The organism is Streptococcus sp. 2579 (assembly GCF_013277195.1).
Taxonomy (GTDB): domain Bacteria; phylum Bacillota; class Bacilli; order Lactobacillales; family Streptococcaceae; genus Streptococcus.
Genome location: NZ_VMMM01000024.1, coordinates 26,470 through 39,647, shown reverse-complemented (window position 1 = coordinate 39,647; position 13,178 = coordinate 26,470). Strand labels below are relative to the sequence as shown.

At 41.2% G+C, this 13,178-nt stretch carries 8 protein-coding genes; all 8 read right to left on the bottom strand.

The window, feature by feature from the left end; genetic code table 11:
* Nucleotides 1-66 precede the first annotated feature (66 nt).
* Complete coding sequence (locus tag HT725_RS09755; protein ID WP_173253518.1) at nt 67-6,921, bottom strand: YSIRK-type signal peptide-containing protein; 6,855 nt, start codon at nt 6,919-6,921, stop codon at nt 67-69.
* A 532-nt stretch (nt 6,922-7,453) separates the two neighbouring features.
* A complete protein-coding gene (gene rplA, locus HT725_RS09750; protein ID WP_001085675.1) occupies nt 7,454-8,143 on the bottom strand; it encodes a 50S ribosomal protein L1 in 690 nt (229 codons plus the stop codon).
* A 206-nt stretch (nt 8,144-8,349) separates the two neighbouring features.
* Nucleotides 8,350-8,775, bottom strand: a complete 426-nt coding sequence (gene rplK / locus HT725_RS09745) for a 50S ribosomal protein L11 (protein ID WP_001085807.1) — start codon at nt 8,773-8,775, stop codon at nt 8,350-8,352.
* Between the two features lie 122 nt (nt 8,776-8,897).
* Nucleotides 8,898-9,614, bottom strand: coding sequence for an LD-carboxypeptidase LdcB/DacB (ldcB, locus tag HT725_RS09740; protein WP_112445097.1), 717 nt, complete (start codon nt 9,612-9,614; stop codon nt 8,898-8,900).
* 2 nt (nt 9,615-9,616) lie between these two features.
* On the bottom strand, nt 9,617-10,087 hold the full coding sequence (locus HT725_RS09735; protein ID WP_173253517.1) for an HIT family protein: 471 nt from the start codon (nt 10,085-10,087) through the stop codon (nt 9,617-9,619).
* A gap of 1 nt (nt 10,088) precedes the next feature.
* Complete coding sequence (locus tag HT725_RS09730) at nt 10,089-11,126, bottom strand: M42 family metallopeptidase (protein ID WP_173253516.1); 1,038 nt, start codon at nt 11,124-11,126, stop codon at nt 10,089-10,091.
* Nucleotides 11,127-11,328: 202 nt separating this feature from the next.
* A complete protein-coding gene (brnQ, locus tag HT725_RS09725; protein WP_173253515.1) occupies nt 11,329-12,654 on the bottom strand; it encodes a branched-chain amino acid transport system II carrier protein in 1,326 nt (441 codons plus the stop codon).
* A gap of 171 nt (nt 12,655-12,825) precedes the next feature.
* Entirely contained in the window at nt 12,826-13,113 is a 288-nt protein-coding gene (locus HT725_RS09720; protein WP_173253514.1) for a rhodanese-like domain-containing protein, read from the bottom strand.
* Nucleotides 13,114-13,178 lie beyond the last annotated feature (65 nt).

The following is a 13,178-nucleotide window of genomic DNA, read 5'->3' as shown; positions in this document are numbered from 1 at the left end:
AAGTTTTTGCCCATCCTCATTAAGGACAATCTGTTCATTGCAAACAAATTATACCCATTAGAAAGATTAGTCTTCTTTTTTCTTGCGAGCAAGAAGTCCAAATCCACCTAGGACTCCAAGAAGTCCAAGCGCAGCTAGACTAGCATTAGCTTCTGTACCTGTGTTAGGCAATTCTTTTTGACCATCAACATATTTAGGTGTTGCTGGCATTTGAGGTTTAGCTGGCTCTACCGGTTGTGCTGGTTGAGTCGGTTCAACCGGTGTTGGAGTTGGCATCTCAACTTTGCGGAAGATATGTCTAATATTTCCATTTGAATCTGTCACAGTCTTCACATATTCGTAACCTGGAATTGTTCCCGGTTCTTTAGAACCTGGCTCAGTTGGTTTCAATGGATTTCCATTCTCATCAGTCCAAGTAGTTGTATTTTGCTTACCTGGATTTGGTTGAGGAGCTGGTGGTGTTACTTTTTCATAAACATGAACAGTATCTCCATTTGACAGTTTCTTAGTCTCTACGAATCTGTATTCTGGGATGTCTTTCTTATCGACTGTTCCTGGTTCACTTGGATAGTTAGGAATCTCTTTGCCTTCTTTATCTTTGAAGAAGGTACTTACTTTTTCGTAGATATGTTCAGTATCTCCATTTGGTAATTTCTTAGTCTCTACGAATCTGTATTCTGGAATATCTTTCTTATCTACTGTACCTGGCTCACTTGGATAGTTTGGAATCTCTTTGCCTTCTTTATCTTTGAAGAAGGTACTTACTTTTTCGTAGATGTGTTCAGTATCACCATTTGGTAATTTCTCCGTTTCTACGAATCTGTATTCTGGAATATCTTTCTTATCTACTGTACCTGGCTCACTTGGATAGTTTGGAATCTCGTTTCCGTCTTTATCTTTGAATGAAGTTGTTACTTTTTCGTAGATGTGTTCGATATCTCCGTTTGGAAGTTTCTTAGTCTCTACGAATTTATAACCTGGAATCGTTTTAGCCGGAGTTTCTCCTTCTTCTGTTGATTTCACAGGGTTGTTGTCTTTATCAACAGTAATAAGATTGCCTTCCTTATCCTTGAATGTTGTTGTTACTTTTTCGTAGATGTGTTCGATATCTCCGTTTGGAAGTTTCTTAGTCTCTACAAATTTATAACCTGGGATCGTTTTAGCTGGGATTTCTCCTTTTTCCGTTGATTTCACAGGGTTGTTGTCTTTATCAACAGTAATAAGATTGCCTTCCTTATCCTTGAATGTTGTTGTTACTTTTTCATAGATATGAGTTGTATTACCCTTGTTATCAACTTTAGTTTCAACAAATCTATAACCTGGGAAGTCCTTCTTATCAACTTTGCCATCTTCTGTAGTACTTCCTGAAACAACATTCCCATCTGTATCTTTAAACTCCGTTACAGGACGCACAGTTGGAGTATAAGTTTCAGAAACTACCTTACCATTGACGTCTTTCACTTGAACTGTTACTCCAGAAGTTTTCCCTACAAAATCTTTTTCTGGTGTAAATTCAACGACTCCATCCTTGAGTACATATGTTCCTTCTCCTGGAACTACAACTTCTTTCACTTCTTTACCAGTTTTATCAACTAATGTTAGAGTAGACTTATCAAGTTCAACTTTTTCATGACCTTTATTAAAGTTTACTGTTGTATTATCTTGATCTGGCGTATCAAATACTACAGGAGATGTTTGAATAGTTCCACGAGCTCCTTCAGTAACCGATGAAGCACCTGTTGGAGTTACAGCTGTTACCGTTGGAGTGTAAGTCGTTGTTGTAATTGTTCCGTTGGCATCCTTCACTTGAACTGTTACTGGAGTTGCCTTTCCTACGAAACTTGAAAGAGGTTGGAAGGTGATGGTGTTGGTGTCTTTGTTTAGACTGTAGGTACCTTGATTTGCCACTGTGACAGTTGTAGTTTCTGCTCCATCGGCATCAAGAAGCGTTACCGTTCCCTTATCTAGCTCGACAGACTTCTCAACAGTTTCAACCATAGCACTACCTTTAGTAAAGTTCACAGTGCTAGCGTCTGTATCTGCAGTGTCATACTTAATAACTGAAGTCTGGGCTTGTCCTTGCGGTCCAGTTGTCTCTGAAGCTTCAGAGCTTGGTGTTACTGGAATAACTGTTGGGGTGTAGGTAGCTTCTTTCGTAATGCTTGCAGTTTCATTCTTGGCATTTTTAACAGTCGCAGTTGCTTCAACTTTGATGGCATCTGGTGTCCCCTTATACGCACCATCTGGTTGGAAGGTTACTTTACCTGTCGTTGAATCAATTGTATACTTACCAACTGATTGAACAACTACAGATGTTTCATCTGTCGCTTGGCCTGTAGTTGGATCCACAAGCTTATAGCCTGTGATAGTCGTTGTTGCTTCTGCTCCATTTGACAAGGCAAAGGTTGGAGTTCCTTCTTGTTCTGCCCCTTGAATATCTTTCGATGTCACATCAGTCGACGTTAGAGAAACTGGAGTAACTGTCGGAGTGTAGGTAGCGGTTGAGGTTTCACCATTTGAGTCCGTTGCTTGAACAGTAACACCTGTCCCCTTCTTTTTGTATGATGGATCTGGTACGAAGGTCACAAGACCTGTTGTTGGTTCAATTGTGTATGTTCCTTCATTTGCAATTGTAACACTAGTAGTTGGTTGCATCGTTGATGGATCAAGCAACTGACGTGTTGCAATCGTTACTGATGGATCTGATGTTTCAAATTCTGGAGTTCCACTTTGAGTAGCCCCTTGAATACCAGTCGATGTAGCATCTTCAGATGTCATGGTCACAGCTGTTACCGTTGGAGTGTAAGTCGTTGTTGTCGCTGTTCCGTTGTCATCCTTCACTTGAACTGTTACTGGAGTTGCCTTTCCTACGAAACTTGAAAGAGGTTGGAAGGTGATGGTGTTGGTGTCTTTGTTTAGACTATAGGTACCTTGATTGGCCACTGTGACAGTTGTAGTTTCTGCTCCATTGGCATCAAGAAGCGTTACCGTTCCTTTATCTAGATCGACAGACTTCTCAACAGTTTCAACCAGAGCACTACCTTTAGTAAAGTTCACAGTGCTAGCGTCTGTATCTGCAGTGTCATACTTAATAACTGAAGTCTGGGCTTGTCCTTGCGGCCCAGTTGTCTTAGAAGCTTCAGAGCTTGGAGTTACTGGAATAACTGTTGGGGTGTAGGTAGCTGTCGCAGTTGCAGTGAGTGGGTTGCCAGTAGTATCATTAGCAAATGTTACTGTCAAACGTACTGTAACTGCTGGTGCTTCCCCTGTAAAGTCTTTTTCAGGAGTGAAAGTGACCAATCCTGTATCTTTATCAATCTTGTAAGTACCTATTGTCTTACCATCTTTTGTAGCCGTTACAGAGCCATCTATCGCTCCTTCAAGGCTATAGAGTTTTGTTCCCTGATCAATCTCTGTCTCTTTCTCAGTCTCAGTTTCGGTATCTGTTTTAAACTCAAATGTTGGGTTACCTGATTGTGGACGTCCTTGAATAGCCAATGATTTCGTAGGTTGACCCTCTATATCCAGAGGAGTAACAGTAATAGTGTAGACTGTTCTTGCCGTGGATGTGTTTGCACCATGATCTGTCCCTGCTGTTGTCTCACCAACGTTTGTCTCATCAACTAGGTTAGTATTACTATCCATAACATCTACTGTAACCGTATAAACACCAACTTCTGTCAATTTTAAGCTTGTTGCATCTGGGTAATTATGAGCATCACCAGTCTTTGTGTAAGATGCAACCACCCCACCATTTGGATCAGTTACTGTAATAGTTGTTATCTTGGTATTGTGACTAGTCTTGAAAGTTTTCTCAGCATCACTTGTAGATGGAAGTGAGTCATCTTCTGCATCAGCTACTGTCACATGAGCATTAGTTGTTACCGTACTTACTCCGTCCAAACTGCGATCTACTAAGTCTACAGTTGTATTCATCTTAGTTGTATAAGAAGTCGAAGTAACAGTTGGTTTTCTATTGATAATCGTAGCTTCGTCCGTTGATTCTGCTGTAGTAGCCTTAACCACACCAGAAAATCCTGATGAAGTAGATACTTCCCAATGATCAGCATCTGTCTTTCTAGCTGTCACTACTGACTGATCCGATGACGACCATGTGTTCGTAGCTTTATCGTAAGAAACTGTTACATAGGTTCCATTCCCAACTCTTGTAGCTAAGGTATTTTCTCTCGCATAAACTGTTTCTTTACGAGTCACATCATTAACTGCTGTAACCTTTCCTGTAGCATCATAACTACGGTTATAGGCATAAATATAGAACTTGATAGAGCCATCCGCTTGCACAGAGGTGTAAACTTCTCTATTCGTTACATCATAAGTACCATCTCTGTGATCGGTTCTAACAGTCGCATATTCAGCTGGTAGTTCCCAACGTCCACTTGTTTTATTCAAGGTTGCAACATGTGACGAGTTATCATTATCTTGGAGTGTGACAGATGAACGCATCAAGGATGCTGTAACAGCTTCTGTTTTAGCATAAACAGATATCTTATTTACACCAGCTGTTGCTGTCATTTCACTTGTAACTTTTAATTTAAATTGTTCACCAACTGTTCCGACTAATTCACCAGCTGTCACTGCTGTATTTGTAGTTCCCTCCGCGGCAACATACCACTTGCCTTCTCTATTTTCAAGTGCTGTGACACTTCCATCAGGCATGGTTACCTTGGCATAGGTAGCTCCTTTAGAGATAGTCACTGGGACTTCTGTTCCATATGCAGCAATGTTGAGGACATCAATTTTCGGTGCTACCTTAACTGTGATACCTGCATGGGTTTCTTGCCCCTGGGTTGTCCAACCATTTGCACCTGTTGGCTGGTTCCAGTCCTTAGCATAGGCTGTAACATAATAAATACCAGCTTCCGTTGGAGTCCCACTAATCAAGGCCTTCCCTGTATAACCCGTAGTCACGCCATCAGGACTAGTTAGGGTTTTACTACCATCTAAGGCATAGGTCAATCCCGGAATCTCTGTATCCACGGCACGAGCTGTTCCAGTAGCTGTCACAATATTACCCGAGATTCCTGTAGTACTTGGCCCGTATTGATTACGGACTGTAACATTCGTCCCATCTGCTAGCGTATAGGTAACATTAGCACCGCCAGACATGGCACGAGAACCTGAAGTATCTGAGTAGTGGATATCAATACTATTTGTAGAGTCACCTTGTTCATTGGTAAAGCTACTTTCACCAACCTTTCCTTCAAAGACCTCTCCATTGGTTCCAATGTTTGGTGGAGTTGTGTCTTGCCAACCAATCCAACCCCCACGAAGATTTCGGTACACTGCACGCACAGTAGCATTGGTCTGTTTATTGGTATAGGTCACATACATCCGCGTATCATATACCCCATTTGCCAGACCATCTGTCACAATCTTCCCCTGAATAGTATCTGTAGCTGCATTATAGGTTAAACCTGTTGGTAAGTTTGTCGGCTCTACCTTTGAGACCACCCAGCCGGCTGTGGCTGCTTTCTCTGTCACACTAAATCGTCCCTTAATCTTTTCGATATAGACACGGTCAGTACCTTGCTCATAAACATAATGATAGATATGGGTTGCAAGGTATTCATATCCTCCTCCTGCACCAAAAACTACATTACTACCTGTTGAAATTGTTGACCCATCTGCACGGAGTTTTCCTTTCCAGAGGGGAGCTTCTGCAGCCAAGGCTTCTGCTTGTTCCTTGGTTAGAGGAAAATCCACTCGACCTTTATTATTATTTCCTTGACCTGAGTTGCCAGGATTCGTGTCGGTACCTGTCCGTTGGTGAGAGTACACGACTGCTTCCAGAGTCGTAATATCTCCACTGATTCTATCCGTTGAGACATCTCCTCTTGTAGCGGCAGTTGCACCAAAGGTATAGATATCCTTACCTGTTGCAGAGGCTTCTGTTATATCTGTTGAAACTATCTTATAAGTACCACCTCCCTGCGGAATGGATATATAATCTTTGGCATTTGGTTGTACAATTACACCACCGGCAGGAGGCGTATCAGCCAAGGAAACAGAAAATTCTTCTTTGCCTGCTTTACGGAGAGTAACATAGACAGCTTCAATAGATGACTTCAATTCTGCCATCGATTGGTTAAGGGCTTGGGCACTCGCATCACCATTTGCTAAAGCAGCCTTTGCTTCTGTAATTTTAGCAGCATTGCTGGCTATGGCAGCTCTAATAGCACTCTTGACATCTTCAGAAAGGCTTGAATCATTTGCTTCTTTTTCCAAAAAACTATTTGCTAAACGATTGGTTACATCCGCCTCTGACACTCGCTTTTCTAACTCTACTTTTTCAGATGATTGATTTGTTTCTGCTGTATCGACTTGATTAGCTTGTGCTTGACTAGACGCCTCTGCGATTACAGTAATAGCATTTGTTAGGGCTTGGACTTGCTGAGCGACCTCTTCTTGACTTGGTTTAGCTTCTAAAACTGCTTGCGCACTTGTCAATGTTTGATTAGCAAAGTCAAGAGCTAGACTGTCTGTCCCCTTAGTAGCCGACTGGATTGCAGTACGTAAGGTCAAAATTTTCGATTGTAGTTCCGTCTTATCTGCAACTGTTTCTGTAGAGGAGCTAGTTGCCGCTGCTTCGGTATTCTCATCGCTAGCTTGGGATGAGGAAGTATCTTCACCGCCGTCCCTAGTTAGGACTGGCTCTGCGTCATAAGTAGTGGGTTTAGATGAGTTAGCACCTTGATTAGCACCTTCATCGCCTATGGTCGGTGTTGGAGTCGTTGTTGAAGATGGTTCATTAACTCCTTCTACTTCTGTTGCTGATACCGCACCAGCTCCAAGAAACATCAAACCAGCCGCAATCGCCACTGATGCTGCCCCAAAACTATACTTACGAATACCATACCGAAGGTATCTTTCAGTTCTAAAATCTTGTTGACCTCTCTTCATGAGATTCAACCTCCTTGATTTATTTTATTCGTGTTGATTTAAAGCATTAGGGCAAATAAAAAGCCCCCCCCCTTAAATTTTTTAGTAATATTAAGAGAAGAACATCTTAAAAAAGATTGCTAAATAATTGTACATGCTTCAGTTCATTATAGCATTTATATTTGTAGCATTCAAGTATTCTAACTGGTAATTATTGAGTTTGAATGAGTGTTTTTTAATTTTATTAGAGATCTTTCTATTTTTCATTAACGATGATCAATGCTTTAATATAAAACCAATTTACATACGCTTAAAGAGTATTGTATTGAAACACGTGACCCTAAGAATAACAGCAGTAACTTAAATTTATACTCTTCGAAAATCTCTTCAAACCACGTCAGCTTCACCTTGCCGTACTCAAGTACAGCCTGCGGCTAGCTTCCTAGTTTGCTCTTTGATTTTCATTGAGTATTACCTTACAAGAAGATATTTTGAAATCAAAAAAAGTTGAGACATAGCGTCTTCAACTTTTTTACATTAGATTAACTACTGATTAAAGTGAGTTTACGTCAACTTTGATACCAACACCTTGAGTAGTTGTGATAGTCAAGTTTGTTACGTAAGTTCCTTTAGCTGTAGCTGGTTTTGCTTTTTGGATTGTTTCGTTGAAAGCTTTGAAGTTTTCAACCAATTTTTCAGCTTCAAATGATACTTTACCGATGATTGCTTGAACGTTACCTGCACGGTCAGCACGGTAAGTGATTTTACCACCTTTAGACTCTTCAACTGCTTTAGCAACATCCATTGTTACAGTACCAGTTTTAGGGTTTGGCATCAAGTTACGTGGTCCAAGGACACGTCCAAGACGTCCAACAAGAGCCATCATGTCAGGTGTAGCGATAACTACGTCGAAGTCCAACCAACCGTCGTTGATTTTAGCAACAAGGTCATCTTCACCAACAAAGTCTGCACCAGCAGCTTTTGCTTCTTCAGCTTTTGCACCACGTGCGAAAACAAGAACGCGTGAAGTTTTACCAGTACCGTTTGGCAATACCATTGCTCCACGGATTTGTTGGTCAGCTTTTTTAACGTCGATGTTCAAGTTGTAAGCAACTTCTACAGTTGCGTCAAATTTTGCAAAGTTAGTTTCTTTTGCAAGTGCTACAGCTTCTTCTACGCTGTATGCTTTTGTGCTGTCGATTTTCTCAAGAGCAGCACGAAGTTGTTTGCTTTTTTTAGCCATTTTCTATTCTCCTTGTAAGTGGTTCAATCGATTTTCATCTCCCACGTCACTTCTCGAAATGATGAAGTCTTGCGGGTTTTCAGTCTATTATTTTTCTCTTCCTACGGCCTTAAGCTCCTTGCTGTACCCAAGTACAAGCATCAGTCACTTGCCTAATATGAAAAGCAACTAATAGACTGCTGTGAGATTTTCTACTGTGTTATTGATTAATCAACAACAGTGAATCCCATAGAACGAGCAGTACCTTCGATCATACGCATTGCAGACTCTACGTTTGCTGCGTTCAAATCTGGCATCTTAGTTTCTGCAATTTCTTGTACTTGCGCACGAGTAACTGTAGCAACTTTAGTTTTGTTAGGTGTACCTGATCCTTTTTCAACACCTGCAGCTTTTTTCAAAAGAACAGCAGCTGGTGGTGTTTTAGTGATGAAAGTAAATGATTTATCTTCGTAAACTGAGATAACAACTGGAATGATCATACCAGCTTGGTCAGCTGTACGAGCGTTGAACTCTTTTGTGAATCCCATGATGTTGATACCAGCTTGACCAAGAGCAGGTCCAACCGGTGGAGCTGGTGTAGCTTTACCAGCAGGGATTTGCAATTTTACAAGTTTTTCGACTTTTTTAGCCATTTTTAAATCCTCCTTTGTGGTTTTGGCGGTAATTAGAGATTTTTACCTCCCACAAGTATGCTTTTCACATACCCATCTATTATACACTATTTATCTGGAATTGCAAGAGAAAAGTTTATTTTTTAATCGACGTAATCTCCGCCTTCAAAGCCATAGTATTCTTCCAAACTAAGACCACTCTCAGCAATTTCTTTAGCTTCTTTTCCTACATAACGCAAGTGCCATTCCTCAGCCATATAGCCTGTTTCCTTTTCCTTACCTTTGAGATAACGGACAACAAAGCCATAGTCAGCTGCATGGTCCAAAAGCCATTGGGCTGCTTTTTCTTCTGTCACCAAATCACCATCAGTCCCAATCACATCAAAGGCCAAGCCAGTTTGGTGTTCACTATAGCCAGGTCGAGCAGAATAACGGTCGGCAGCTTCTTTTCCATCTTGATTGACATAATCTTGATAGAGTTTGGTCTGAGTTTCATAACTTCTAAAGCCACTGTAATGATCGCTGATTGGGAAACCTGCCTCTTGCATAGCTTTGATGAGCTTGACCAACTCAGCCTTGGCTGTTGGATTTTCCCCTGGATTGTAGTCTTTTGACAATGGATAGTGTTTATTGGCTACGATGATTTCATCGTATTTGCCTTGGATGCTGTAGTAATCACCTTTATTGACCACTTCTGCTTTTTTCTGGGCAGCTCCTTGAGACTTACTTCCAACTGTTCCATCAGCTTTAGCAGTTTGTTCTGTTTTAGCTGCTCCATCTTCATTTTTTGCTTTTTCTTGTGAACAAGCTGCTAGACTCAAGGCTAGCAAGGCTGTCAAGATAAGGTATCTTTTTTTCATTTCTACTCCTTTATTTCTAATAGGTTATCTACTTCTGACGATAAACATTCGACTAATCTTTTAATCTCATCCGTTTTTACTTGGTATGTTTCTGCTGTCATTTCTTCAAAGGGAACCCACCAGACTGGACCACGACCTTTAAGACCGTGGCCATTCATATCACCTGTCCGTCGTGGAAACAGATGCCAATGAAGATGGGCATCGCCATTTCCTAGCAGTTCGATATTCATTTTCTCAGCAGCAAATGCCTTGGCAACTGCCTCTTGGACTAGACTCATTTCTTCGAGAAAACGGAGTCTTGTTTCCTTTTTCAAATGGTGCAATTCGGTGACATGTTCCTTGGCTAGAAAGAGACTATAGCCTGCAAAATACTGGTGGTCTCCAACCACAAGATAGCCTGTTTCCAACTCTTTGACAAAGTAGGGATTTTCTCCCTTCTTGATGAGGTCAATTCTCTGACAAATTAGGCACATATTAGTCTACCAATGCGCTCTTGAGATAGGCATCGACCATACGCTCAGTCGCCACTACTGAGTCAATATGGGTACGCTCATAAGAATGGCTAGACTCGATACCAGCACCTAGAAGAGCATGTTTAACCTCTGCCCCTGCAGACATGGCTGCTGAAGCATCCGAACCATAAAATGGATAGATATCCAACTTAAATGGAATATCTTGCTCTTTCGCCAATCCAACCAAGTGTTGGCGGAAATCATAGTGATAAGGACCTGATGCATCCTTGACACAAATAGACACTGTATATTCGTCTGTTTGCTGGTCGTCACCCATAGCTCCCATATCCACAGCCAGATATTCTACTACCTGAGCAGGAATATTGGAGTTAGCCCCATGCCCCACTTCTTCAAAGACTGAAAAAGCAAAATGAGTTGTTACTGGTAATTCAATCTTCTCTTCCTTATAAATGCGAAGCAGGTTAAGCAAAATCGCTGCACTGACCTTATCGTCCAAATGACGAGACTTGATAAAACCTGTCTCTGTCACGACGGTTCGTGGATCAAAACTGATAAAATCACCGACCTCAATCCCCAAGGCACGAGTTTCTTTTTCATTTGTTACTTTGGAGTCCAAACGCACTTCCATATTGTCCTGCGTGCGTTCTGCAGTTCCTGCATCCTTGTAGACATGGCAAGAAGTTTGGTGGATGAGGATGGTACCTGATAGCTTTTGACCTGTGCTAGCCACATGAACGGTACAGTTTTCTCCTTCAATCATGTTCCAAGGAAAACCACCGATACGGTCCATTTTGAGACGACCGTCTGATTTGACAGCACGGACAATAGCCCCCAGCGTATCTACATGGGCAGTCACATAGCGTTGTTGCTCATCATTTTGACCTTTAATGGTCACATTGACACCACCCTTAGCTGTGCGAACCGGCTGGTAACCAAAACCTTCTAGAGTCTTGACTAAATAGTCCGAAATCTCCCGAGTGAAGCCCGTTGGCGACGCAATGGCTGTCAGTTCTTTGATATATTCTACTGTTTGATTCATTTCTTCACCTCTTTTGCTACCTATTATAACACATTTATCATCGGATAAAAAAGAAAATCACTCCTGTAGACTTGGCTACAAAAGTGATTTTATACTCAATGAAAATCAAAGAGCAAACTAGGAAACTAGCCGCGGGCTGTACTTGAGTACGACAAGGCGACGTTGACGCGGTTTGAATTTGATTTTCGAAGAGTATTAGTGATTATTCCATTTCAAAAACATCACTTTCTTGCTTGTTTGGTAGAACCAATGAGAGCAAGATTCCGACAATGGCTGGTACCAACCATGGGAGAGATGCCTTGGCAAAAGGAAGAGTCTTGACAAGATTTGCAAGAAACTCAACTTTAAATGAGCTTCCTAGTACGCTTGCAATGGCAATAGCTGTAACAACAGCAATTGTCAACTGCATACCTGGTTTTGAAAGGGCAACAAATTTGTTGACAATGACAATCATAACGATAGCAATCGTGATTGGGTACAAAATAACCAATACTGGAATGGAGTACTTGATAATCGCATCAAGACCTAAATTAGCAATGGCAAATCCAATCAAGGTAAAGGCTGTCGCATAAACCTTATAGCTGATTTGTGGGAAACGCTCATTAAAGAACTCAGCTGTTGACACAATCAAACCAACTGTTGTTGTGAAGCAGGTTACGGTAACCATAGCTGCAAGGAAGAGTTGAGCTGTTGAACCAAAGATTTCTTGAGTGGCTTGTGACAAAATGTAAACACCTGGTGTTCCACCCTTCATCGCCTCAGCTGGTACTGGGAAATGATTTCCAAGGAAACCTAAGCCGATGTAAAGAGCGCTGAAGGCAAGGGCAACAACGATACCAACAACCCAAATAGTTGAAATGTATTCTTTCTTACTTGAAAATCCAAGTTGTTTCAAGGTTTGAACTGCGATTACGCTAAAGGCAACTGAAGCAAGGGCGTCCAAGGTATTGTAACCTTCTAGGAAACCTGTACCAAAGGCAGAAGCTTGATAAGCAGCTGAAGCAGCTTGAGGACTTGTTCCACCGTATTTGATAGCTCCTAAAACAACCAAGATAACGATCAAAATCGCAAAGACTGGCGTTAAAATACGTCCAATGCGGTCCAAGATTTTTGATGGATTAAGCGAAATCAAATAGGCTGCCGCAAAATACAGAATAGTAAAGACGATCAAACCAAGACCTTTATTTGCATCCGATAAAAGCGGGCTAATCCCTACCTCGTAAGCTGTTGTAGCTGTACGTGGGATTGCAAAGAATGGACCGATTGACAAGTAAAGAACTGAGAGGTAAAGAGTCGCAAACCAAGGCGCTATCTTTGTTGAAATCTCGTAGATATATCCTTTAGGATTTAGCGTTCCAATAATAAGAGTCAAGACAGCGATACCGACGCCTGAAAAGACAAAACCTGCGATGGCAGGAAGAAAATGTTCTCCAGATAGAGCACCTAGAGAAGGCGGAAAAATCAAGTTCCCCGCACCAAAAAATATTCCAAACAGGAGCAAACCTGTTAGGGCACCTTTTTTAGCCATGAAAATCTCCTTCATATTTATAAAATACTGACCTAGTATATCATGAATAGGAGTATGAAAAAAGCTTCACGAAGTAAATATTGAATGTTTTCAAGATTCTTAAAAATGAGAATTGTCTAAAAATAAAATTCTCCTACCGAGATCACACAAAGTAGGAGAAAATTCTAATGTTTAAAGTTCTTCAAAAGCCATCATGCCACCTTGGACATTGATAACCTCATAACCTTGTTCAGCTAGAAATTGACAAGCACGCGCCGATCTCATTCCAGATTTACAAATAACATAATGTAACTGATCCTTGTCCAATTGATCATAAGTATCAGCTAATTGACTCAGAGGAAGATTCTGAGCACCTTCTAAATGAAGAGCTTCAAACTCATCCACTTCTCTCACGTCCACTAAAGAAAGTTGGTCGTTTTGGTAAAGCTGGTAAAATGCGTCAAAGGCTATTTCTTTCATTCTTTTTCTCCTAATACTCTTCGAAAATCTCTTCAAACCACGTCAGCGTCGCCTTACCGTACTCA

What these genes read in the sequence shown, in the direction of transcription:
- rplK (WP_001085807.1), bottom strand. Translation starts at nt 8,775, where the DNA reads ATGGCTAAAAAAGTCGAAAAACTTGTAAAATTGCAAATCCCTGCTGGT.
- HT725_RS09755 (WP_173253518.1), bottom strand. Translation starts at nt 6,921, where the DNA reads ATGAAGAGAGGTCAACAAGATTTTAGAACTGAAAGATACCTTCGGTAT.
- HT725_RS09720 (WP_173253514.1), bottom strand. Translation starts at nt 13,113, where the DNA reads ATGAAAGAAATAGCCTTTGACGCATTTTACCAGCTTTACCAAAACGAC.
- brnQ (WP_173253515.1), bottom strand. Translation starts at nt 12,654, where the DNA reads ATGGCTAAAAAAGGTGCCCTAACAGGTTTGCTCCTGTTTGGAATATTT.
- HT725_RS09735 (WP_173253517.1), bottom strand. Translation starts at nt 10,087, where the DNA reads ATGTGCCTAATTTGTCAGAGAATTGACCTCATCAAGAAGGGAGAAAAT.
- ldcB (WP_112445097.1), bottom strand. Translation starts at nt 9,614, where the DNA reads ATGAAAAAAAGATACCTTATCTTGACAGCCTTGCTAGCCTTGAGTCTA.
- HT725_RS09730 (WP_173253516.1), bottom strand. Translation starts at nt 11,126, where the DNA reads ATGAATCAAACAGTAGAATATATCAAAGAACTGACAGCCATTGCGTCG.
- rplA (WP_001085675.1), bottom strand. Translation starts at nt 8,143, where the DNA reads ATGGCTAAAAAAAGCAAACAACTTCGTGCTGCTCTTGAGAAAATCGAC.